Origin of the sequence: Paraburkholderia phenazinium (assembly GCF_900142845.1) — a bacterium.
GTDB lineage: Bacteria > Pseudomonadota > Gammaproteobacteria > Burkholderiales > Burkholderiaceae > Paraburkholderia > Paraburkholderia phenazinium_A.
On sequence record NZ_FSRU01000002.1, the window covers coordinates 1,719,657 to 1,743,290 of the forward strand.

Annotated in this window: 20 protein-coding genes and 1 pseudogene; 8 read left to right on the forward strand and 13 right to left on the reverse strand. The window is 64.1% G+C overall.

Annotated features, from left to right (window positions below):
- Positions 1-42: 42 nt before the first annotated feature.
- The 4 genes from BUS12_RS24655 to BUS12_RS24670 form a co-directional block, all read right to left on the reverse strand.
- Entirely contained in the window at positions 43-339 is a 297-nt protein-coding gene (locus BUS12_RS24655) for a helix-turn-helix domain-containing protein (RefSeq protein ID WP_074300065.1), read from the reverse strand.
- Positions 336-1,376: a serine O-acetyltransferase EpsC gene (gene epsC, locus BUS12_RS24660; protein ID WP_083640602.1), complete on the reverse strand. Its 1,041-nt coding sequence runs from the start codon at positions 1,374-1,376 to the stop codon at positions 336-338. Before epsC ends, BUS12_RS24655 begins: the two co-directional genes overlap by 4 nt.
- Positions 1,377-1,409: 33 nt before the next feature.
- Entirely contained in the window at positions 1,410-1,877 is a 468-nt protein-coding gene (locus tag BUS12_RS24665) for a rhodanese-like domain-containing protein (protein WP_074300066.1), read from the reverse strand.
- Positions 1,878-2,055: 178 nt separating this feature from the next.
- Entirely contained in the window at positions 2,056-3,330 is a 1,275-nt protein-coding gene (locus tag BUS12_RS24670) for an acyl-CoA dehydrogenase family protein (RefSeq protein ID WP_074300067.1), read from the reverse strand.
- Positions 3,331-3,699: 369 nt separating this feature from the next.
- On the opposite strand from BUS12_RS24670, the gene BUS12_RS24675 reads away from it, so the two are divergent.
- From BUS12_RS24675 to BUS12_RS24695, 5 genes are all read left to right on the forward strand, one after another.
- Complete coding sequence (locus tag BUS12_RS24675; protein ID WP_074300068.1) at positions 3,700-4,767, forward strand: ABC transporter substrate-binding protein; 1,068 nt, start codon at positions 3,700-3,702, stop codon at positions 4,765-4,767.
- A 15-nt stretch (positions 4,768-4,782) separates the two neighbouring features.
- Positions 4,783-5,661 (forward strand): ABC transporter permease, encoded by an 879-nt coding sequence (locus BUS12_RS24680; RefSeq protein WP_083640603.1) that lies wholly within the window; start codon positions 4,783-4,785, stop codon positions 5,659-5,661.
- A gap of 66 nt (positions 5,662-5,727) precedes the next feature.
- The gene (locus tag BUS12_RS24685; RefSeq protein WP_083640604.1) at positions 5,728-6,618 is read left to right on the forward strand and encodes an ABC transporter permease; all 891 of its coding nucleotides are present in this window, start codon (positions 5,728-5,730) and stop codon (positions 6,616-6,618) included.
- 34 nt (positions 6,619-6,652) lie between these two features.
- Entirely contained in the window at positions 6,653-7,501 is an 849-nt protein-coding gene (locus BUS12_RS24690; protein ID WP_074300069.1) for an ABC transporter ATP-binding protein, read from the forward strand.
- Between the two features lie 46 nt (positions 7,502-7,547).
- Entirely contained in the window at positions 7,548-8,900 is a 1,353-nt protein-coding gene (locus BUS12_RS24695; protein WP_074300070.1) for an LLM class flavin-dependent oxidoreductase, read from the forward strand.
- A 34-nt stretch (positions 8,901-8,934) separates the two neighbouring features.
- On the opposite strand, the gene BUS12_RS24700 is transcribed toward BUS12_RS24695, so the two are convergent.
- The 3 genes from BUS12_RS24700 to BUS12_RS24710 are packed head-to-tail and all read right to left on the reverse strand — an operon-like array spanning position 8,935 to position 11,188.
- The gene (locus tag BUS12_RS24700; protein ID WP_074300071.1) at positions 8,935-9,702 is read right to left on the reverse strand and encodes an amino acid ABC transporter ATP-binding protein; all 768 of its coding nucleotides are present in this window, start codon (positions 9,700-9,702) and stop codon (positions 8,935-8,937) included.
- On the reverse strand, positions 9,702-10,379 hold the full coding sequence (locus BUS12_RS24705; protein WP_074300072.1) for an amino acid ABC transporter permease: 678 nt from the start codon (positions 10,377-10,379) through the stop codon (positions 9,702-9,704). The genes BUS12_RS24700 and BUS12_RS24705 overlap by 1 nt, the downstream gene beginning before the upstream one ends.
- Positions 10,380-10,408: 29 nt before the next feature.
- The gene (locus tag BUS12_RS24710; RefSeq protein ID WP_074300073.1) at positions 10,409-11,188 is read right to left on the reverse strand and encodes an amino acid ABC transporter substrate-binding protein; all 780 of its coding nucleotides are present in this window, start codon (positions 11,186-11,188) and stop codon (positions 10,409-10,411) included.
- A gap of 236 nt (positions 11,189-11,424) precedes the next feature.
- Between BUS12_RS24710 and BUS12_RS24715 the strand changes: the two genes are divergently transcribed.
- On the forward strand, positions 11,425-12,621 hold the full coding sequence (locus BUS12_RS24715) for a mechanosensitive ion channel family protein (protein WP_083640606.1): 1,197 nt from the start codon (positions 11,425-11,427) through the stop codon (positions 12,619-12,621).
- On the opposite strand, the gene BUS12_RS24720 is transcribed toward BUS12_RS24715, so the two are convergent.
- The 6 genes from BUS12_RS24720 to BUS12_RS24745 form a co-directional block, all read right to left on the reverse strand.
- On the reverse strand, positions 12,618-14,021 hold the full coding sequence (locus tag BUS12_RS24720) for a dienelactone hydrolase family protein (protein WP_083640607.1): 1,404 nt from the start codon (positions 14,019-14,021) through the stop codon (positions 12,618-12,620). The two genes, BUS12_RS24715 and BUS12_RS24720, sit on opposite strands and share 4 nt — an antisense overlap.
- A 252-nt stretch (positions 14,022-14,273) precedes the next feature.
- A complete protein-coding gene (gene hydA, locus BUS12_RS24725) occupies positions 14,274-15,725 on the reverse strand; it encodes a dihydropyrimidinase (protein WP_074300074.1) in 1,452 nt (483 codons plus the stop codon).
- Positions 15,726-15,817: 92 nt separating this feature from the next.
- Positions 15,818-17,329 carry an NCS1 family nucleobase:cation symporter-1 gene (locus tag BUS12_RS24730; protein WP_074300075.1) on the reverse strand — a complete coding sequence of 504 codons (1,512 nt, stop codon included), beginning with the start codon at positions 17,327-17,329 and terminating at the stop codon, positions 15,818-15,820.
- Between the two features lie 58 nt (positions 17,330-17,387).
- Positions 17,388-18,695 (reverse strand): NAD-dependent dihydropyrimidine dehydrogenase subunit PreA, encoded by a 1,308-nt coding sequence (gene preA, locus BUS12_RS24735; RefSeq protein ID WP_074300076.1) that lies wholly within the window; start codon positions 18,693-18,695, stop codon positions 17,388-17,390.
- A gap of 71 nt (positions 18,696-18,766) precedes the next feature.
- Complete coding sequence (locus BUS12_RS24740) at positions 18,767-20,113, reverse strand: NAD(P)-dependent oxidoreductase (protein WP_074300077.1); 1,347 nt, start codon at positions 20,111-20,113, stop codon at positions 18,767-18,769.
- 191 nt (positions 20,114-20,304) lie between these two features.
- A complete protein-coding gene (locus BUS12_RS24745) occupies positions 20,305-21,585 on the reverse strand; it encodes a Zn-dependent hydrolase (RefSeq protein WP_074300078.1) in 1,281 nt (426 codons plus the stop codon).
- Between the two features lie 319 nt (positions 21,586-21,904).
- Between BUS12_RS24745 and BUS12_RS24750 the strand changes: the two are divergent.
- Positions 21,905-22,634 (forward strand): annotated as a pseudogene (locus BUS12_RS24750) (TetR/AcrR family transcriptional regulator).
- An 86-nt stretch (positions 22,635-22,720) separates the two neighbouring features.
- On the forward strand, positions 22,721-23,590 hold the full coding sequence (locus BUS12_RS24755; protein WP_074300080.1) for an alpha/beta fold hydrolase: 870 nt from the start codon (positions 22,721-22,723) through the stop codon (positions 23,588-23,590).
- Positions 23,591-23,634: the final 44 nt, after the last annotated feature.

Below are 23,634 nucleotides of genomic sequence, written 5' to 3' on the forward strand. Positions count from 1 at the left end.
TTATCAAGACCGAGCCGGACCCTGCTCAACATGCTATAGACGTCAGTTGGACGTCTTCAGCACATTGGACAGGGTGGGCGCAGGCGCAGGCGGTGCGGTCTGCGTCGCAGAAACGACGCTGCCGCTGAACGACGAGCGCAGCAAACTGGAGATCGGCTCGTTGAGCGCACGCGCGAGCTTGTCGACCGTGACGATCGAGGCAATCGCACTGCCGCGTTCGATCTCGCCGACATAGGACCGGTTTAAACCGGCATGCTCGGCGAGCTGTTCCTGCGACCAGGCGCGTGCCTCGCGCAACTCGCGCACCGCGGCGCCGAAGTTTTTCACGAGCGTGCTCATGACGCGGTACTCGCTACGGGGTTAGCGGCATGAAGCGGCTGGGGCGCGTGCGGGGCTTGTGGAAGTTGCGGAGGTTGCGCGACCGGCGTCGCGGCCGGTGCATGCGGCGCCTGCGATGCCGCTGCGGCCTGCCCCTGGGTGGCTTCGTTACGCGAGACGGCCTGCGTCACATGACTGCCCGGCGCCACATCCTGGGTGAGCCACACGTTACCGCCGATCACCGAGCCGCGCCCGAGCGTCACGCGGCCCAGAATGGTTGCGCCCGCATAGATCACCACGTCGTCCTCGACGATCGGATGGCGCGCAAGCCCCTTCTCCAGATGGCCCGCGGCATTGCGCGGAAACCGCTTGGCGCCGAGCGTCACGGCCTGATAGACGCGTACCCGCTGGCCGATCACGGCGGTTTCGCCGATCACCACCCCCGTGCCGTGATCGATAAAGAACCCAGCGCCGATCTGCGCGCCCGGGTGAATGTCGATCCCGGTCGCGGCATGCGCATGTTCGGCGACGATGCGTGCGAGCAGAGGCAATTCGAGCCGGTAGAGCTCATGCGCGAGACGGTGATGAATCATCGCGAGAATGCCGGGATAGCACAGCAGCACTTCGTCGACGCTGCCCGCCGCGGGATCGCCGTGAAAGGCGGCCAGCACGTCGCTGTCGAGCAGGCTGCGAATCTCCGGCAGCCGCGCGGCAAACTGGCGGACCGCGTGACTCGCCTGCGCCTCGATGAACTCGTCGGCGCGCGCATGATGGCGCGCCTTGTAGTTCAACTCGAGACGCGCCTGGCCAAGCAGCGCATGCAGCGCGGAATCCAGCGCATTCGCCACATAGAAGTTTTCGCTTTCCTGGCGCAGATCGGGCGGCCCAAGGCGCATCGGAAACAGCACGCCCTTGAGCGTATCGACGATCCCGGCTAGCGCCTCGCGCGCCGGCAGGTCGCGCCCGCCGGGTTCGAGGGAGCGCTTTTGCACTTCGCGCCAGCTTTGGCGCACTGTTTGAAGCGATTGAACGATATCGTCAATGTCGAATACAGCCACAGTCAGTGCTCCCCGTCCTGATGATGAAACCAGCTAGTCCTGCTGCCACGGCAAGCCGTGGAAACGCCAGCCGTTCTGGCGGCCGCGCTGTTGCTGCGCGTCCAGTTCGCCTTCGAATCCTTCCAGCACGTTGAAGACCTGCGTGAGACCGGCCTTCGCGGCCGCCTCGGCGGCCAGCGCCGAACGGTTGCCGCTGCGGCACAGCAGCAGCACCACGGCCTCCTTGCCGGTCTTCGCTTCGAGTTCGCGGGCAAAGCGCGGATTGCGGGTCAAGCTCGTGCCGGTCGCCCAGGCCACGTGCAGACTGTCAGGCACATAACCCACGAACTTGCGCTCTTCGGCCGTGCGCACGTCGACCAGCAACGCCTCGCCCGCTGAAAACAACGCCCACGCGTCCTGCGGGGAAATCCCGCCCGCGTAGGGCAAACCCGCCGCTGCCGCGGCTTCGCGCGCCGTTGCCAGCGCCGCGTGTGTGCTTCGTTCTGCCAATGCAACCGTCATGACGTCTCCTTGCTCATCCGTCTTGCCCGTCCGGTTTCCACACCGGACGGAGGGGCTGGCCAGGCACTGCGAACGCTTGAGCGTCGCCGCCTATAGCCATCAAAACGTACTATGCGAGCGCGCCATCGAAAGCAGAACCAATAAAATCTGATTTCTAAAGAAGCACGATGATGGATGCTCAAGCAGCTAAAGGCGTATCCGCACCCTGCCCCTCGATTTCCACGCTGGTGTGCGCGAGGCTGAAACGCTCGTTCGGCGGCGTGCCGTTCAGGTGGAAAGCGCCGATCGCGGCTTCGCGCTGAATCGCCGGGTTATGCGAGGCGATCACGCGGGCATTGCGCCAGTGGCGATCGAGCCGCAGCGTCTCGCTGGTGGCCGATGCACCGCCCACTTCGAACAGGAGCGTGGCGGCCTCCAGCGCCTGACCGATCACCACCTGCTGCGCCTGCCACGCTTCGATGTCGAGCGCGAAGTAGTCCTGCGTTTGCGCGCGCCCGGCCAAACGGTCCTGATAGATCCTCTCGAGCGAGCGCGCCACCGCTTCCACGACGCTTTCAGCGGCGTAAGCCAGACTCGCGAGACGGCCTATCACGCGCTGGGTTAACGGGTTGTCGCGCGGGCTCGAACGGCCCGGTACGCCGAAGGTGCGCGTGCGGCCCTGCGCAAACGCCACACCGTCGCGCAATACCGCGCGTGCGACGCCGGCGAGCGTCGCCAGATGCACGGTCTGATAGAACGCGGGTTGCGAAGTATTGCGTTTTGGCTCCGAGCCCTTGTAGCGCAGCAGGAACTGCTCGTCTGGCACCTCGACCTGATCGAAGCGCGTCGTGCCGCTCGCAGTAAGGCGCTGGCCGAAACCGTCCCAGTCGTCCAGACGCGTGACGCCTCGCGCGTCGCCTCGTACCAGCACGCGCACGTCGTCGGTGCCGTCGTGCGCCGCCACGTCGATCCAGTCGGCGTACAGGCTGCCGGTGCTGTAGTACTTCTCGCCATTCAGGCGCCAGCCTTCGGCCGCCCGTTGCAGGGTCACCGAGTTGTGCGTGGCGCCGGTACGCTCCGAGATCGCCGCGCCGACCAGTTCGCCCGCTGCGATCTTCGTGAGCCAGCGTTCGCGCGCGGCTTCGTCGTCGCGTTCGAGACTGCCTTCGATAAAGCCGAAATTCAGCCGCAGGATCTGCGGCAGATTCGAGTCCGCTTCGCCGAGGCGCGTGAGGAGCCGGAAGAACTGCGGCAACGTCGCGCCGCCTCCACCGTAACGGCGCGGCACACGCAATGCGGTAAAGCCCGCATCCTTTAACCATTGCACCGGCTCGTGCGCCAGTTCGCGCTTCTGCTCGCGCTCGACGCTGCCCGCCGCGATGCGCTCGAACACCGGCGCGAAACGCGCGTCGAGTTCGGCATCCGTAGGTGCCGTGTGCGCCGCGTCGTCGGCTGGGGTGTGCTGGGTTGTCATGCGGGTGCTCCACCGGAAACGTAACAGCTCGTCAGCATAGATTTTCTGAACTGCGTCGCACAACAAAGAAAACTAGCTATCGATATGCGGATCGCCTGACCCGTCTTTCTCACGCATCGGCGACATCCTCCGCTGCTGCGACACGCAAATACACATCGAAACAGAATTCGCGTCGCACATCGACGATGTGGCAACACGCCGGCAAAAACACCTCAGGCAATATGCATAGCTCAAATCCTTTCTTGTCCTCACTAGTTTCGTCGACAAGAATGTCTGAGCCTCCCGTTTGCCCGGCAAAACGAAACCGCGCCGACAGCGTCGACCGCGCACCGTTCCGGCGCGCCCTTCTCTTTAGCCCAACTCGAATCGATGCGATATCTTCGTTTGCTCAAGTCAGTCCTGGCGGCCGCCACGTTGTCGATAGCGGCCCTGCATGCGTATGCCGACAAGCCCACGGTCATCCGGATCGGCGTGGCGGAACAGGGCACGGGCGATCCACCGACCTTCGGCGGTTCGCCGGCGGCCACGGTGCAGATCCAGCAACTGCTCGAGAAGGAGTTCGCTGCCGACGGCATCAAGGTCGAGTGGCTGTTCTTCAAAGGTGCGGGACCTGCGGTCAACGAGGCGATCGCCGACAAGTCGCTCGACTTCGCCTTCCAGGGCGATTTGCCCGCCGTGCTGGCACGCGCCAATGGTCTGAAGACACGCATCCTGCTCGAGTCGGGCGTGCGGGTGGGCGTGAAAGTGGCCGTGCCCTCCGACTCCGACATCCACTCGATCAAGGATCTCAAGGACCGCCGCGTTTCGATCTTTCGCGGCACCAACCTGCAACTCGTCGCCGACAACGCGCTCGCCGCCAATCGCCTCGACGAGCGCGACCTGCACGTGATCAACCTCGACACCGCCAGCGCGCTTGCAGCACTCGCCTCCAAAGGCATCGACGCCTCGTTCAGCGACTATCACCTCTACAAGCTGCGCGATCAGGGTCTGGTCAGAATCGTCTACGAGTCGCAAAACGACGGACCGCAGTTCACGCGGCAATCGCATCTGCTCGTGGTCGACGATTTCGACCGCGCGCATCCGGACATCGTGCAGCGTGTCGTAACCACCTTCGTCAAAGGCGCGCTGTGGTCCTCCGATGAAGCGAACCGCGACGCCCTGTTCAAGCTGTGGGCGAGGACCGGTGTTCCGTACGCGTCGTGGCAGGCCGAGTTTGCGAATCAGCCGTTGAAATCGCGCAATTCGCCGCTCATCGATCCGTTCATCGTCGCCCGCTACAAGACGGTCGCGCAGAATGCGCTCAACCTCAAACTGATCCGCCAGCCCATCGACGTCGACACCTGGTTCGAGCCCAGCTATCTGGACAATGCCCTGCGCACGCTGCAGCTCGATCACTACTGGACGCGCTACGACGCGGCAGGCAAGCCGCTCAGCTAACCACGGAGCGCCATCATGAGCGAAACCGCGATCCCGCTTCACGGCAAAAGCGGTGAATCTGCCGAAGCCGCTGAGCGCGACGGCCACCCTGTCGCCGCACTCGCAGCGCTACGCAGGCGCGAACGTCTGCGTGCCGTGGCCTGGCACCTTGCGCCGTGGCTGCTGCCGGCGCTGCTGTTCGGACTATGGAGCATCGGCTGCGAGCGCGGCTGGATCGCACCGCAGATCTTGCCGCCGCCCGAGCGCGTCTACGAGACCTTCGTGGATCTGGCGCGCAGCGGCGACCTCCTGCATAACACGCTGGTCAGCCTGCAACGGGTGCTGGTGGGTTTCGGCATCGGGACAGTACTGGGTTTCGCGATCGGCGCCGCGCTTGGGCTATCGCCCACCCTGGAAGCGTACGTGCTGCCGAGTTTCAACGCGGTCGTCCAGGTCCCCGTGCTGGGCTGGTTGCCGTTTCTGCTCTTGCTGGTGGGCGTCGGCGAGCCGCTCAAGTACATCCTGATCGCGCATGCGGCGCTGGTGCCGGTCACGCTCAGCACGCTACAGGGCTTTCGCCAGACGCCCGCCGCACTCGACGAAGTGGCGCGCGTCTTCGCCTATAACCGCTGGCAACGTATCGCCTATATCGTGCTGCCCGCCGCCGTGCCGACACTAGCCACCGGCGTGCGGCTCGCCTTCACCAAGGCGTGGCTTGCACTGGTGGTGGTGGAGCTGGTGGCGTCGTCGGAAGGACTCGGCTATCTGATCGTCTACGGACGGCAACTGTTCCAGCTCGATCTGGTGATGGCTGCGGTGGTCGTGGTCGGCGCCATCGGTCTGACGATGAACCGGCTGCTCGATGCGCTCGAAGCGCGTCTGCGTCGCGGACAGCCGTCCGCGTTTCGTGAGTGAGTGTGTGAGTGTGATCCGCGCGTGACCCGCGCCCGATCAAGCGGCCGCTATGCCAGGGAGTCCCACATGAGTCGAATTACTCCGTCGTTTCTACAGCGTGCTACCGGCAGCAAACGCCAGGGTCCACCGCCGTGTGACTGCGAAGTGCCGGTCAAACGGGAAACTACGATACGCAAACAGGCCGCCGAACCCGGCAAGCGCCGCTTCGACGCCCGCGGTCTCGTCCTGCCTATTGCGGTCATCGCACTGTGGTGGGCGATCTCCCAGGCGCATCTCGTCAAGAGCGGTCTGCTGGTAAGCCCCGGTCAGGTGCTGCAAACCGCCTGGGAGCAGATCACGAGCGGCGCGTTGCTGCGCGCGCTATCGGCCTCGCTCGCGCGCGAAGCAAGCGGCTTCGTCATCGGTACGGTAGGCGGCCTGTTGCTTGGCAGCGTACTCGGCCTGTCACGCATCGCGACGCGCCTGATCGGCCCAAGCTTCGACACCTTCAAGCAGATCTCGCTGTTCGCGTGGATCCCACTGATCTCCGTGTGGTTCGGCCTCGGCGACGCGGCGAAGATCGTGTTTCTCTCGCTCGCTGCGTTGCTGCCGGTCACCGCGCACACCTTCGACGGCATTCACGCGGTGCCGCGTGCGTATATCGAAGTGGCGCGCGCCTTCCGCTATTCGCGCCTGCAGATGATCGGCTACGTCATTCTGCCCGCCGCGCTGCCTTCGATTTTCACCGGCATCTATCTCGCGTTGATCTATTCATGGCTCGCCACGCTCGGCGCTGAATATTTGCTGGTGGCCGGCAGCGGCATCGGCAATACGCTGATCGACGGCAGCGAGCAGTTCCGCATGGATCTGGTGCTGTTCGGGATCATCGTCATCGGCCTCACGGGCTGGGCGCTCAATGCTTTGGCGCGCGCAGTCGAACGCGCGGTGCTGGCGCGACGTCTGCCGGCTTCGAACTGAGCGCGCTTGCGACGCTAACATCAGGATCTCGTTCATGACCACCCCTCTCCCCGACACCATCGACATTCTGCACGTCAGCAAGCACTACGCCCAGCGCGGTGCGGCCCTGGCGGTTCTCGACGACATTACGCTGCGGGTACGCCCCGGCGAATTCGTCAGCGTGCTCGGCTCGAGCGGATGCGGCAAGTCCACGCTGCTGCGGCTGATTGCCGGACTCGACACCGACTACGGCGGCGAGATCCGGGTCGCCGGCGAACCGGTGCGCGACACCTCGCTGGAACGCGGCATCGTGTTTCAGGACCACCGGCTGTTTCCGTGGCTGACGGCTTCGCAGAACATCCTCGCCGCGTTGAGGAATGCGCCGCTTTCGGCGAAGGAGAAACGCGAAGCGGTGGCGGAACACATTGAACTGGTAGGCCTCGCCGGCTTCGAGCAGGCCTACCCGCATCAACTCTCAGGCGGGATGGCGCAACGCGTCGCGATTGCCCGCGGCCTCGTCAACCGGCCACGCGTGCTGCTGCTCGACGAACCGTTCGGCGCGCTGGATGCACTCACTCGCGGCCGTCTGCAGAACGAATTACAGCGCATCTGGGAACGCGAGCGCATCACCATGATTCTGGTCACGCACGACGTCGACGAGGCGCTTTATCTCGGCGATCGCGTGGTCACCATGGCGCCGCGTCCAGGACGCATCAAACGCGTCGTCGAGGTCGCGCTGCCGCGACCGCGCGAGCGCAGCGATCCGCGCTTCATCCGTCTGCGCGAAGAAGTCCTGGCCGATTTCGCCGAGGACGGCACGACGGCGCACCACGAAGCGGATGGCCCACCTCCGGGCGGCCACCCGCCCAACCCGCCGATCACCGAATGGCGGCTCGCATGGTGACGCCACGCGTACCGAACCACCCCGCCTCTCATTCACGGAGCAAACGATGAGCGAACACAAGCGGCAAATCAGGCTAGGCGCATTCCTGATGGAAACCGGCCACCACATCGCCGCATGGCGTCATCCGGATACGCACGCGAGCGGCGGCCTCGATTTCGCGCACTATGCGCAACTCGCGCAGATCGCCGAGCGCGCCAGGTTCGATGCGATCTTCTTCGCCGACAGCGTCAGCGTGCGCGACACCAACCTGCCTTCGCTCTCGCGCACCGCCCGCGCCGATCACTTCGAGCCATTGACGCTGCTGTCGGCGCTCTCGGTGGTGACGCAGCATATCGGCCTGATTGCGACTGTCTCGACCACCTTCAACGAGCCCTATAATCTCGCCCGCAAATTCGCGTCGCTCGATCATCTGAGCGGCGGCCGTTCGGGCTGGAATCTCGTCACATCCAGTACGGAATCCGAAGCACACAATTTCAGCTTCGAACAGCACCCGGACCATGCCGTGCGCTATGAACGCGCCCGCGAGTTCTACGACGTCGTGGCCGGCCTCTGGGATAGCTGGGAAGACGATGCGTTTCTGCGCGACAAGGAGAGCGGCGTCTACTTCGATGCGGACAAGCTGCATGTGCTCAATCATCGTGGCAAGCACTTCAAGGTGCGTGGGCCGCTGAACGTCGCGCGTTCGCCGCAGGGCTGGCCGGTGGTCGTGCAGGCCGGGGCTTCCGACGCAGGCAAGGAACTCGCCGCGCAAACCGCTGAAGTCATTTTCGTCGCGCACCAGACGCTCGAAGAAGCGCAGGCGTTCTATCGCGACGTCAAGGGACGACTCGCGAAATATGGGCGCCAGCCCGAGCATCTGAAGATCATGCCGGGCATCTTTCCGGTGATTGGCCGCACCCAGGAAGAAGCGCAGGAAAAGTTCGACGCGCTGCAGGCGTTGATTCACCCCACCGTGGGCCTGTCGCTGCTGTCGAACATGTCCGGCGGTGTCGACCTTTCCCAGTATCCGGTGGACGGTCCTTTGCCTGAGCTGCCTGAGACCAACGGCGGCAAGAGCCGTCAGCGGCTGCTGTTCGATCTCGCGCGCCGCGAGAACCTGACCATCCGCGACCTGTATCTGCGCATTGCCGGCGCTCGTGGTCATCAACAGGTGGTAGGCACGCCGCAGAGCATTGCGGATCAGTTACAGCAGTGGTTCGAGGAAGAAGGCGCCGACGGCTTCAACATCATGTCGCCGTGGCTGCCGGGTGGACTGAGCGAGTTTGCCGAGCTCGTCGTGCCCGAACTGCAGCGGCGCGGCCTCTTCAGAACCGAGTACGAGGGACGTACGCTGCGTGACAATCTGGGGCTGCCGCGGCCGCAGAATCGTTATACGCAGCAGGCTGCCAAACAGGCCTAGTCAATGGCCTCAGCGCGCTACACCAATTGCAGGCTCATTCGGCCCATGCCTCCGGCAAGGTCTGCGTGAGCGTCGACACGAAACGCGCAGTCTCGGCTTGCCGAGGCTGCGTAAAAATCTGCCGCGAAGCGCCCGCCTCCACCACCACGCCGTTGTTCAGGAACACAACGTCGCGTGCAATCGACGCTGCCAGACGCAGGTCGTGCGTCGCCATCAGCATCGTCATGCCTTCCTTCGCGAGTTGCTTGAGGACTTCCACCACCTCCGCAGCCAGGCCCGGATCGAGCGCCGAGGTTGGCTCGTCGCACAGCAACACCTCCGGCGAAGGCGCCAACGCCCGCGCAATCGCCACCCGCTGCTGCTGGCCGCCGGACAGCGTCGCGGGCCATGCATCCGCCTTGTGCGCGATGCCCACCTTGGTCAGCAATTCATGCGCACGTTCCCGTGCCCGTGCCTTGTCCCACTTCAGAACCGTCAGGAGACCTTCCATCACGTTCTGCTGCACCGTCAGATGCGGGAACAACTGGAAGTTCTGGAACACCATGCCGGTGCGGCGCCGGATCGCGAGCACGGCATCGCGCCGAGGCTGATGCTCGCGGCTGAATTCGAGGCGCTGCTCGCCCAGTTCGAGCGAGCCGCCCTCGGGAATCTCGAGCAGGTTCACGCAGCGCAATAGCGTGCTCTTGCCGCTGCCCGACGGGCCGATCAATGCGGTGACATTGCCCGGGGCCAGCGTGAGGTCCACCGAGCTCAACACCCGATGTTCGCCAAAGAACTTCTCGATGTTTTCCAGTTTGATCATCACTGTCCTGCCTGGAAAAGCGCGTGCCGGCCGAAGCGCTGTTCGAGCTTCACCTGTGCCGACGACAACACGGAACTGAACACCAGATAGACCAGCGCCGCTTCCGAATACAGGATCAGCGGTTCGTACGTCACCGAGGCAATCCGTTGCGCCGCCTGAAACACCTCGGGCACGGTCAGCACCGCGGCGAGCGAGGTGTCCTTGACGAGCGAGATAAACGAGTTGGACAGCGGCGGCAACGCGACGCGCGCCGCCTGCGGCAGGATCGCGCGACGCAGTGCCTGGCCGCGCGTCATCCCCATCGAATAGGCGGCTTCCCACTGCCCTTTCGGAATCGACTCGATGACGCCGCGGATCACCTCGGAGTTATACGCGCCGACGTTCAGCGAGAAACCGATGATGGCCGCCGTCAATGGGTCGAGCACGATCCCCACGTTCGGCAAGCCATAGAAGATCACAAATAGTTGCACCAGCAACGGCGAGCCGCGAATCAGCCAGACGTAGAAGCGGACGATCGCCACCGCCCAGCGCGGGCCAAACAGGCGGATCAGCGCGGCGGCGAACGCCAGCGCCAGGCCGAGCGCAAACGACGCGAGCGTGAGCGGCACAGTGAACACGAGCCCCGCGTACAGCAGGGGCCACAGCGACTGCGCCATCAGATGCAACCAGGCTGGCATGATTCAGACCCTTCGGAGCCGAGCGGCGCTTACTGGGAGACGTCCTTGCCGAAATACTTCTGCGAAATCTTTTCGTAGGTGCCGTCCGCCTTGATGTCGGCGAGCGCCTTGTCGACCGCCTCGACCAGCGCCGGGTCGCCCTTGCGCAGCAGCACTGCCGAGTGGTCGCTATCGCTGGAAGCGTCGACCGCGGCAATCTTCACCTGGGCGTCCGGCTTGTGCTTCTTGAAGTCGAGGAACGACAGCGAATCGTTGACCGTCGCATCGACACGCCCCGAGGTCAGCAGGTCGATCGATTCGTTAAAGCCCTGCACGCCCACCACATCCGCACCGTGGTCTTTCGCAATCCTGCCGAAGTTGCTGGTCAGCGTATTGGCCGACTTCTTGCCCTTCAGGTCGTCGAAGGTCTTGATGGTCGTGTTGTCCGAACGCACGATCAGCACCGCGTGCGAGGTGATGTACGGGGTCGAGAAGTCGTATTTGACCTTGCGCGCATCGGTGACGGCGACCTCGTTGATCACGGCGTCGTAGCGGTTCACGTCGAGGCCGGCAATCAGGCCGTCCCACTTGCCTTCGACGAACTCCGGCTTCACGCCGAGACGTTTCGCGATTTCGGTGGCGATCTCCACGTCGAAGCCGGTCAGCTTGCCCGATTCGTCGTGGTAAGTGAACGGTGCATAAGTGCCTTCGGTGCCGACCTTGAAGACACCCGCTGCCTTGATCTGCGCGAGTTCGTCGGCGGCGAATGCCGAGGTTGCGGCCGCCGCCTGCAGCAGCGCAATCAACAGAATGGAACGAATCGATTTCATGAGAGTGTGCTCCGTAGGTATTGGTATGGAGATTCCGTGCTGCCCGGCTAGCCGCCCCGGCAGAGTGGGCGGACTGTAGCAAACGGTCTCCGTTTCTACAAAGCATCAAGTTTTCGAAGAATATGCGCGGGGCTGATAAGCCCGCGTGGCGTGGGTTTGCGTGCTATCGGAAAGACTCCCGGGAATGCGGGCGGCTCGCCGTTACAATAGGGCATGAGGCACCGAGGCGAGGCGCTATGTTCGGCGGCATCTTCCACATCGTGACGGACCGCGACGGCAACCGTCATTTCTACGCCTATACCGACAGCGCCGTCGTCGCCACGCTGCTCGTCATCGCGCTGCTGCTGTTCATCCTGCTGACCAGCGCGCTCTGCTACTACCTCACCCGCCTCATCATGCTGTGGATCGTCGGCCGGCTCGCGCGCGGCGAACGCCGCAAGTGGCTGCAGGCCGCCGTGAAGCACAAGGTGTTCGACCGCCTCGCGCCGCTCGTGCCCGCGTACTTCGTGTATCTGTCCGCCCCGCTGCTCTCGGGGCTGTCGTTTCCGGTGATCTACCTGCTGGGGCCGCCGCTCGAAACGCTCGCCGCGTGCTACATGGTGCTGACAACACTGCGCGCGGCCTTCGCGTTCCTCGCCAGCATTGAAGATCGCTACAGCCACTTTCCGCACGCCGCCGAGCGGCCGATCAAAAGCTTCCTGCAGGTCACCACCATCGTCCTGTATCTCGCGGTCCTGATCGCGCTTATCTCCCTGCTGCTGCATCGCTCGCCCGCGTATTTCCTCACCGGCGTGAGCGCGATGACCGCGCTCCTGATCATCATCTTCCGCGATTCGCTGCTGGGCTTTGTCGCCAGCATCCAGCTCGCCGCCTACGACATGCTGCGCGTGGGCGACTGGATCGAAGTGCCGGGCTTCGTCGCGGACGGCACCGTTATCGACATCGCGCTAAACACGATCAAGGTGCGCAATTTCGACAACTCCATTGTCACGATCCCCAGCTACGTATTGCTAAGCAATGGCGTCAAGAACTGGCGGGGCATGGTCGAATCCGGCGGGCGGCGTCTCAAGCATGAGATTCATCTGGACACGGATAGCATCCGCTTCGGCGATGACGAACTGCTCGCGAAACTGCTGACGAGCACGGATTTGCAGACAGCCCCGAGCGCGACGAACGACGGCCAGCGGTTGACCAATCTCGGCATGTTTCGCCGCTATCTGCTGGCGTATTTTCGTCAGCATCCCGCGATTCGCACCGATATGCCGCTGGTGGTCCGGCTGTTGCAATCGACCGAACGCGGCCTGCCGCTGGAGGTGTTCGTGTTCATCAACGACACCGATTGGGAGTCGTTCGAACACATCCAGTCGGACATGCTGGACCATGTTTATGGCGTTCTGCCGCAGTTCGGATTGCGCGTCTGGCAAAAGCGCTAACGCACCCACACCACGTCGCGGTTCACCGCGTACAGCCGGCAACCGCTATGGCCGCTGCTGCAGGCCACCAGCGCATCGTTGATCGGATCGACGCCCGATCCCGCTCCCCATGCGCCGTCCGGCGCAATCGCAAAGGCACGCGGATAGCGCGTACCCAGGAATCGTGTGTAGGCCTGACGACCTTGTGCATTCAGATAAGGCACGGCCGTGCTGTCGGCCAGCGCGGCGAACTTCGTCGCCGGCGGCTGACCGTCGAGCCGCGGCCAGACGACGGTGTTATCGACCGCATAGAGCTGGCAGTAACGCGTCAGCTTCCAGCAGTGGTCCAGCACGCTCTGCCCCGGATCGAACCCGCCCGAACTCCAGACAGCACTCGTCGCCCCGATCGCAATCGCACGCGGCAGCGGTGCCGCCAGAAAGCCGCGATAGAGCGTATCGCGCTGCTTGTCGCTCAGGTACGGCACGGCGTCGAGGTCGTTGATATCCGCATAGGCGCTCGCCGCGCGCGCCCGCTGCGGCAGATATTCCGGGTCCATCTCCTGGCTCGGCATGCCGATGCCGGCGAGAAACGTATCGGCCCGCTGCACCCAGAGCGGCAGACCCGCCGCCGAAGCCGTCATCGCGTGGGCGTCCTTCTGGAACACGCCATAGTCGACCAGTTCGGCATGAGCGCCCGCGGCGGTGTACTGCCTGAACATCGCCTGCCAGGTCGGCGCGGCAAAGATCTGATCGTTGTCGCCGAAGAACCAGATCGAGCGCAGCTTCGTATGCGCGCCGAGCTGTTGTGCGCCGCTAATCAGGCTCGCGTCCGGGCTGCGGCAATCGGATTCTTTCACGCCGCCCGCGAAGCTCATGAGTCCCTTGACGTCATCCGGACCGAGCGCGCCGAATGCCAGCGTGTTCCACCCGCCCATGCTCTTGCCGGCCACGACGATACGCGAAGCGTCGATGCCGGGCTGCTGCTTGACGTAGTCGAGCACCTTGCGAATGTCGTGGGCCGCATCGAGACCCAGCGCGACGATGTCGCAGCCATGCGGGCGCATCTGCCCGTCCGAGCCGGCGTAGCCGCGCATCATCGGCATGGCGACCGCGTAACCGCGCGAGAGGAAATAGTAGGGAATGAAGTTGTCGCCGACGCGCGGTGCGTTGGCCGGCACCGGCGACGTGCCGTGATTCACGATGACAAGCGGAAACGGTCCGCCGCGCGAGGGCATGAACAACGTCACCTTCAGGCGCACCAGCGGGGCAGTCGCCACAGGTACGTCGAGAACCTGCTCATTGAGCGGCGCGCGCGGCGCGTCCTCGGCGGGAATCGCCGGAGCGGCCAGGCTGGGCCGCGACAACCCGATCAGCGGCACCACGAGAAGAAGCAAAACGATTCGCAAGATCGAGCGCGACATGTGCGGCTTTTTGCGGTTGGCGCGAAGTAGTGTGAAAGGGGGTGGAAGGAATGGAAAGCGGATGCAGGCGGCAGGACACGCCTGCATTCGTTTAACGGCAGGCGGAGCGAAAACTGAAGACTGCCTGGCGTAACGGCGCGCGTCGTTATGGTTCTGTAAGCGCGCTAGCCGCATATGCGTTGACGATGCCGGGCTGGCAAGTCAAAAGAAACCGGCCCGTCGACACAACGTCACGGGCCGGCGTCACACTCGTTACCGCTCAACCGCATGCGGCTCCTTGAGCTTGTTGGCCACCCGGATCGCATCGAAGTAAGCCGCGTTCGGCGGACGCTTCAGATACTGACCCGCGCCGCGCACCGCCCGCAGATCGCCGTCCGTCCACGCCAGCGCGCCGCGCGTCAGCGTATGCGTTGCCACGCCCTGCACCGTCATGCCCTCGAACACATTGAAGTCCACCTTCTGGTGATGCGTCTTGACCGAGATGGTCTTCGTCGCAGCCGGGTCCCACACGACGATGTCCGCGTCGGCGCCCACTTGTACCGCGCCTTTGCGCGGATACAGGTTGAAGATCTGCGCGGCGTTGGTCGACGTGATGCGCACGAATTCGTTCGGCGTCAGACGCCCCGAATTCACGCCGTGATGCCAGAGCACCGACATGCGATCCTCGACACCGCCGCAGCCGTTCGGAATCTTCGTGAAGTCCTCGCGTCCCATGGCCTTTTGCGATGCGCAGAACACGCAGTGATCGGTCGCGGTGGTATGCAGTTGGCCCGCCTGCAGTCCGCTCCACAACGCCTCGCGGTGCTCGGCCGAACGGAACGGCGGGCTCATCACGTGGGCCGCCGCACGGGTCCAGTCGGGATCGCGATAGACCGCTTCGTCGATCACCAGGTGCCCCGGCAAGACTTCGCCGAACACCCGCAGGCCCTCGCTGCGCGCCCGCGCAATCGCATCGGCGGCGTCTTTGGACGACACATGCACGATATAGACCGGCACGCCCAGCACCTGCGCAATCCGGATCGCCCGGTTGGCCGCCTCGCCCTCCACTTCGGGCGGCCGCGAGAGCGGATGCGCTTCCGGCCCGGTGATGCCGCGCGCCAGCAATTGCCGCTGCAACTGGAACACCAGTTCGCCGTTTTCCGCATGCACGGTAGGCAACGCGCCAAGCTCGAGCGAACGCGCGAAGCTGTTCACCAGCACTTCGTCGTCGGCCATGATGGCGTTCTTGTAGGCCATGAAGTGCTTGAAGCTCGACACGCCATGTTCATGCACGAGCGTGCCCATGTCGCGATGCACCGATTCGTCCCACCACGTCACCGCGACGTGAAAGCCGTAATCGGCCGAGGCCTTCTCGGCCCAGCCGCGCCACGACTGAAACGCCTCCATCAGCGACTGGCGCGGGCTCGGAATCACGAAGTCGATGATGCTGGTGGTGCCGCCCGAGAGGCCCGCCGCCGTGCCCGTATAGAAATCGTCGCTGGCGGTGGTGCCCATGAAGGGCAACTCCATGTGCGTATGCGGATCGATGCCGCCCGGCATCACGTACTGTCCATGCGCGTCCACCATCGACGCGCCCGCCGGCGCCTCGAGGTCCGGGCCGATCTGCAGGATCGTGCCGCCGTCCTGCGGGTCCGCGCACAACACGTCCGCCCGCCAGCTACGGTCCGCGTCGATTACCGTGCCGCCGCGAATCAGGGTCGTCATCTTGCTGCCTCCTCATTGACTGCAACGTATTCATTGCCGCTGACACTGCATCGAACCGGCGGTGTGCCTCACCCGCCCGTTCGACGCGCACCTCATGCGCTGGCAACCCGCGCACTCGGGCCTTTACTGAACTTCATCCAGGCGCTGTAGACGATGGATGCGAGCGCGAGGCCGACGAACCACGCATACGTGTAGAGCGTATTGAAGAATGCCGGCACGTTCGGGAACGCCGCTGGAAACGCGGTATGCAAAAAGCCCGGCAGATTCGGCAACACCCCCACCAGCAACGCCACCACGGCGCCGATATTCCAGCCGCCCGTATAACTGTACTCGCCGTTTTCGTCGAACAGTTCGCGCGGATCGAGCCGCGTGCCGCGAATCAGGAAGTAATCGACCATCAGAATGCCCGCAACGGGGCCAAGCAAGGCCGAATAGCCCACCAGCCACGTGAAGATATAGCCTTGCGTCGTGGCCAGAATCTTCCACGGCATCATCACGATCGCAATGGTCGCGGTGATCATGCCGCCCACGCGATACGAAATGCCCTTCGGCCACAGGCTCGAAAAATCATAAGCAGGCCCGACGAGATTGGCCGCGAGGTTGCAGCACATCGTGTCGAGCGTCAGGATCACCAGGGCAACGCCAACGCCGATGCCGGTCATGCGGCTGGTGAGATCGATAGGATCCCAGATGGCCTTGCCGTAGATCACCACGGTGGCCGAGGTCACCACCACGGAGATCACCGAGAGCAAGGCCATCGGCGCCGGCAGGCCGATCGACTGGCCGATGATCTGATCGCGCTGCGAACGGGCAAAGCGCGTGAAGTCAGGAATGTTCAGCGCGAGCGTGGCCCAGAAGCCGACCATCGCGGTCAGCCCAGGCCAGAAGGTCACCCAGAACAGCCCCTCCTTCTTGCCGCCGGCCACGAACTGCGACGGCGCCGACAGCATCGAACCGATCCCGCCGGCCTTCGAGGTGGCCCACCAGACGAGCGCGATACACATCACCACCTTGATCGGCGCGGACCAGCTTTCGAGCCAGCGGATCGAATCCGTGCCGTGCACGATGAAGTAAATCTGCAGGGCCCAGAAGACGAGAAAGCACGCCAGTTGTCCGAGCGAAATATCGAGGAGCGGCAACGCGTCGCCATGCAGCGCATTGCCGGTGAGGATATTGAGCAGCGTGTAGATGGCGCTGCCGCCGAGCCAGGTTTGAATCCCATACCAGCCGCACGCCACGATCGCCCGCAGCATGGCGGGCAGTTTGGCCCCCTGGGTGCCGAACGAAGAGCGCACCAGCACCGCATACGGAATGCCGTGCTTGGCGCCCGCATGGCCGATCAGCAGCATCGGCACCAGCACGATCAGGTTGCCGAGCAGCACGGTCACCACCGCCTGCCACGGCGACATGCCCTGCTCCGTCAAGCCGGCCGCAAGCATGTAGGACGCGATATTCATGACCATCCCCACCCACAGCGCCGCGAAGTGATACCACTTCCACGTGCGCTGCGCGACACCGGTTGGAGCCAGGTCGTCGTTGTAAAGACTACTGCTTTGCGCGCCGGCCGCTAGCTGCGGATCGACGGGTTGCGCGGTCTGCTTCATTGAATGATCTCCAAGTCGTCGTTGCTTCGCTTAGGCCTGCGCATCTTCTGGGAATGCGTCAGGCCGCCTTTGCAGTGGCCTGCGGTGCCGCTTCCGGCGCGCCTGCATCCACGCGCGCCGGGTTGTTCGGATGAGTGGTCCAGTTCGCGTACTCGCCGGCGTCGACACGTTCCATCGTGATGCACTGCTCGACCGGGCAGACGTGCATGCATAAGTTACACCCGACACATTCGGAGTCCACCACTTCAAAATGCCGGACGCCATCCTTTTCGCGCGTAATGGCCTGGTGCGAGGTGTCTTCGCAGGCGATATGGCACAGCCCGCACTGGATGCACTTGTCCTGATCGATGCGCGCCTTGATGTCGTACTTGAGATTCAGGTACTTCCAGTCCGTGACGTTGGGTACGGCGCGGCCGCGAATCTCGTCGAGCGTGGCGTAGCCTTTCTCGTCCATCCAGTTCGACAGGCCGTCGGTCAGGTCCGAGACGATCCGAAAGCCGTAGTGCATCGCCGCCGTACAGACCTGCACGCTACCCGCACCCAGCACGATGAATTCCGCCGCATCGCGCCATGTCGAAATGCCGCCGATGCCGGAGATCGGCAGCCCCGGCGTTTCGACGTCGCGCGCGATTTCCGCCACCATGTTCAGCGCAATCGGCTTGACGGCCGGGCCGCAGTAGCCTCCGTGCGTGCCCTTGCCATCCACGATCGGCATGGGCGCCATCACATCCAGATCCACGCCGACGATCGAGTTGATCGTGTTGATCAGCGACACGCCATCGGCGCCGCCCTTATAGGCCGCGCGCGAGCCTGTGCGGATATCGCTGATGTTGGGCGTGAGCTTGACGAGGCACGGCAGCTTCGTGCCCTCCTTGACCCAGCGCGTGACCATCTCCACGTATTCGGGCACCTGTCCCACTGCGGCGCCCATGCCGCGCTCGCTCATGCCGTGCGGGCAACCGAAGTTCAGTTCCACCGCATCGGCGCCGGTGTCTTCGACGAGCGGCAGGATCCACTTCCAGTCGCGTTCGTTGCACGGCACCATCAGCGAAACGATCAGCGCGCGATCCGGCCAGTCGCGCTTGACCTGGGCGATCTCGCGCAGGTTGACGTCGAGCGGCCGGTCGGTGATCAGCTCGATATTGTTCAGGCCTGCGATACGTTGGCCGTTCCATTGCACCGCGCCGTAGCGCGAGCTGACGTTGACCACATGCGGGTCGAGACCGAGGGTTTTCCACACCACCCCGCCCCAGCCTGCTTCGAAAGCGCGGTTGACGTTATAGGCCTTGTCGGTCGGCGGCGCGGACGCGAGCCAGAAGGGATTCGGCGACGTGATGCCGGCAATCGTACAGCGCAGATCGGCCATGTTCGGCTCCTTGGGGACTCTGTTTTATCGTGATTTCGGATGTTCAGTTTGGGCGTGGCGTCCGTTACGCGTTAAGCGGCCTTGATCGCCGTACGGGCAAAGTGAGCGTCGATGGCGGCGGCGGCCTGCTTGCCGTCCTGCACCGCCTGCACCGTCAGATCGACCCCGCCCGTCGCGGCGCAATCGCCGCCCGCCCACACATCCGGCAATGAGGTCTGTCCGTTTGCCTCGACGGCAATCCGGCTGCCGTCGAGCGTCAGCAACTCATGCTCCACGCCCACCGCCACCAACGTCTGGCCGATCGCCTTCAGCACCATGTCCGCCTCCACCACGAAACGTTCCGTGCCTTCCGCCGACGTACGCTCGAATTCGACGCCCGTGACATTGCCGTCACCGCCGGTTAGCCGCAGCGGCTTCGCATGCGTAATCAGCGTGACACCCTGGCTCTGCGCGAACTCGCGTTCGGCCCACGTGGCGCTCATCGTTTCCACGCCGCGGCGATAGACCATCGTCACGCTCGTTGCGCCCAGCTTGTGGCTTTGCACGGCCGCGTCCACGGCCGTATTGCCGCCGCCGATCACGACGACGCGGCGTCCCACCGGCACGGTGGCGAGATCGCTCGCCTGACGCACCTGCTCGATGAAATCCACGGCGTTCAGCACCCCGCCGAGGTCTTCGCCTGCCAGCGCCAACTCGCGCACACCGGTGAGGCCAAGCGCCAGAAACACCGCGTCATGCTGCTTGCGCAGCGCGTCGAGCGTCACGTCGCGTCCGAGCGCCACACCGTGTTCGATTTCAATGCCGCCCACCGAGCACAGCCACGCCACTTCGCGCTGGGCAAAATCGTCGACGGTCTTGTACGCCGCGATGCCGTATTCGTTAAGGCCTCCTGCCTTCGCGCGAGCGTCGTAGATCGTCACGCGATGACCGGCGAGCGCGAGGCGATGCGCGCATGCCAGACCCGCCGGCCCCGCGCCGACCACCGCAACGTGACGGCCCGTGTCCGCCGCGCGCCTGAAGAGCTCGACGCCCTGCGCCATGGCCCAATCCGTCGCATGACGTTGCAGCGCGCCGATTGCCACCGGCTTTTCGTCCTGATGGTTGCGCACGCATGCACCTTCACACAGGATCTCGGTCGGGCAAACGCGCGCACACATGCCACCCAGCGGATTCGCCGAGAGAATGTCCACGGCCGCGCCCTTCAGATTGCCGTTGCCGATCTTGCGGATGAAACTGGGAATGTCGATCTGCGTCGGGCACGCCTGAATGCACGGCGCGTCGTAGCAGTAATGGCAACGGCTCGCCGCCACCGCTGCGGCGGCCGGGTCGAGCAAGGGCGCGATGTCGGCGAATTCGCAGGAGAGCTGCTCGGGCGACAGGCGCTGCGGGGCAATGTCGCCGGTATGCTTGATGGCCATACACGTTCCTTCCTGAATGTGAGGACGTAGCCGTGCCCGCCGGCTGCGCTCGCGCGCAGTCGGGACGGCTTGTTTTACAGGCAATACGGTCAGGCTTTTTCTAAAGGCACCCGGCTCGGCTCAATACGCGCACTCCAACACATAGACCCAGCGCGCGGCCCCGAACAGGCGCCCTTGTCACCCTTGCAAGTTCATGAAGCCGGTTCGCAGGCACGCTCCAGCATGGCGTGCAGCAACACGTTGGCGCCCGCCTCGATCCATTCGAGCGTGGCGTCCTCGATCTCGTTGTGACTGATGCCGTCCACGCACGGCACGAACACCATCGAAGTCGGCGCGACCTGCGACAGATAGCAGGCATCGTGGCCCGCACCCGATACCATGTCGCGATGCGGATAGCCAAAGCGCTGCGCGGCGGCGCGTACCGACTTCACACAGGCGGCGTCGAAAGCGACCGGGGCGTAATAGAAAATCTGTTCGAGCGCGGTCTCGAGACCAATGCCGCTCGCGATCCGTTCAACGCCTTCGCGCAGCGCCGCGTCCATCTTCGCCAGCACCGCGTCGTCCGGATGACGGAAGTCCACGGTGAAGAACACGCGGCCCGGAATCACGTTGCGTGAGTTCGGGTACACCTGCATCATGCCGACCGTCGCGCAGCCAAACGGCGCGTTGTCGAGCCCGATGCGATTGACCAGATCGACCACCCGCGCCGCGCCGAGCAACGCGTCGCGACGGCGCGGCATGGGCGTGGGGCCCGCGTGCGCTTCCTGGCCGGTTAGCGTGATTTCGTACCAGCGCTGTCCTTGTGCGTCCGTCACGACACCGATGGTCTTGTGTTCCGCTTCGAGAATCGGCCCCTGTTCGATATGCAGTTCGAACGCGGCATGCAAGGGCCGGCCGCCGCACGGCAGATCGCCCGCATAGCCGATACGCTCGAGTTCCTCGCCGATCGTCTTGCCGTCCACGTCCTTGCGCGACAGGCCGTACTCCAGAGAGAACACGCCCGCGAACACGCCTGAGGCCACCATCGCCGGGGCGAAGCGCGAGCCTTCCTCGTTGGTCCAGATCACCACTTCGACCGGATGCTCGGTCTCGATGTCATGATCGTTCAGACTCCGAATCACTTCGAGCCCGCCCAGCACGCCGTAGATGCCGTCGAAACGGCCGCCGGTGGGCTGCGAATCCGCATGCGAGCCGGTCATCACCGGCAGCGCGTTCGGGTTGCGCCCGGCCCGGCGCATGAAGACATTGCCCATCTGATCCACCGTGACCGTGCAGCCCGCCTCCTTCGCCCAGCTCACGATCAGGTCGCGCCCTTGCTTGTCGAGATCGGTCAGCGCCAGGCGGCAAACACCGCCCTTAGGGGTTGCGCCGATCCTCGCCATCGTCATCAGGCTGTCCCACAGACGCTTGCCGTCGACCTTGATCGACGTATCGGGTTCAGCATGCTTTAACGCCTCGGATACCGCGTTCATTCGTCTCGCTCCTTTCGATCAATCCAGACGCCCTGCGCGCCCTAAAGAAACTGGTGCATCTCCGGCGGATTCTGGGGCGTTTTCGCACGGCTAAGGTGCACACCCTAAGCCGATTCACACGCACTCGACAGAGGGCTAACCCTGGGGGGCCGGCCGCTCCTCCAATCCTGTCCAGTTGGACAGGTTGTAGCCGATTAACTCCGCCAAATCAATGCCTTTCGTACGCTGCGATACAGAGCGAGAAACGTGCCATTGCAGCGCAGCATGTCGCTTCAGCGTGATTCGATTGAGCGTGTCCGCAGCGGCGCAAACGACTAGAATGAAGCGCGACGCGGCATGCGCGCCGCGCGAGGCCAACAATGAGACACGACGAAGTGGCAGCCGAGATTGCTGAAAACGACGAGACGCCCACGCCTTTGCGGCGGCGCAAGGCGCACATTCGCGAATCGAACGAGGCCCATCTGCTGGCCTGCGCGGAAGCCGTATTCGCCGAGCGCGGTCTGGAAGGCACCAGCACGGCGATGATCGCCGAACGGGCCGGCTTGCCGAAAGCCAACCTGCATTACTACTTCCCTACGAAGCTCGCGCTGTATCGCCGGGTGCTCGAAGACCTGTTCGAGGACTGGCATCGCGCGGCGGATACCTTCGAGGGCAGCGACGATCCGGTGGAAGCGATCAGCGGCTACGTGCGGGCGAAAATGGAATTGTCGCGACGGCGGCCGCTCGGCTCGAAGGTGTGGGCCAACGAGATCATCCACGGCGCGGAGCATATGCAGGACATCCTCACGCAGCGCGTGAAGCCCTGGCTCGACAGCCGCGTCACGGTCATCGACGACTGGATCGCGCGCGGTCTGCTCGCGCCCGTCAACGCGCAGACGCTCATGTACATGATCTGGGCGACCACGCAGCACTACGCGGATTTCGATGCGCAGATTCTCGCGCTGGGCGGCAAGCGTGCGCTGACGCAGAAGGCCTTCGACGCGTCGACTGAAGAAGTGGTGCAACTGGTAATACGCGCGTGCGGTGCGGTGTCGCCGGCGCGCGGTTGAACTGCGGGCCCTGACCCGCGTCGTTTCGATTCGTCTATCGATACCCTCTTCGCGTTTTCCATCGCGCGAGTCACTCCAGGTGGTCCATGCACAATCCGGCAGCACCCGTAAGCGCCAATGCCGTAATGAACGCAACGACAAGCCAATTCGCCATGCTCGACGCCACCGTTACGCACGACGCCCTGCGGATCGAATACCAGTGGCTCAACGCCGCGCCAAGCGCTGCGCCGCTCGCCGTGTTTCTGCACGAGGGGCTAGGCTCGATAGCCATGTGGCGCGAGTGGCCACAACAGCTCTGCGATCAGCTCGGCATGCGCGGCCTCGTTTATTCGCGGCCCGGCTATGGACGTTCGACGCCGCGGCCTCATGACGTTGTCTGGCCGGTCGATTATCTGGCCATTCAGGCGCGCGAGATTTTGCCGGCGCTACTGGACACGCTCGGCGTCGATGCCGCGCAACGCAAGCGCATGTGGTTGATCGGCCACAGCGACGGCGGTTCGATCGCGCTGCACTATGCGGCCTTGTTTCCGGATCAACTGGCAGGCGCCGTCGTCGTCGCGCCGCATGTGTTTGTCGAAGACATCTCGTTGCAGGGGATCGCGCAGACCAGGACCGCTTACGAGGAAACCGAGTTGCGCGAGCGGCTTAGCCGCTATCACGACGATGTCGATTCGGCGTTTTACGGCTGGAGCGATATCTGGTCAAGCCCGGCGTTCAGAACCTGGAACATGGTCGACGCACTGCGCGCGATTCGCTGCCCCTTGTTCGCCGTGCAGGGCCATGACGATCACTACGGCACCATGGCCCATCTCGACGCCATTGCCAGGCAGGTACCGCACGCGCAGCTTGCGAAGCTCGTTGCGTGCGGACACTCGCCGCATCGCGATGCCCCTGATGCGCTGAACGCGGCGATTACTTCGTTTGTCGCAGCGCGGCGCGCAACGAAGCGCGATTGAGGCGAACGAGCCTGAACACCCTGTCTGAGCCGCCAACCCCGGAG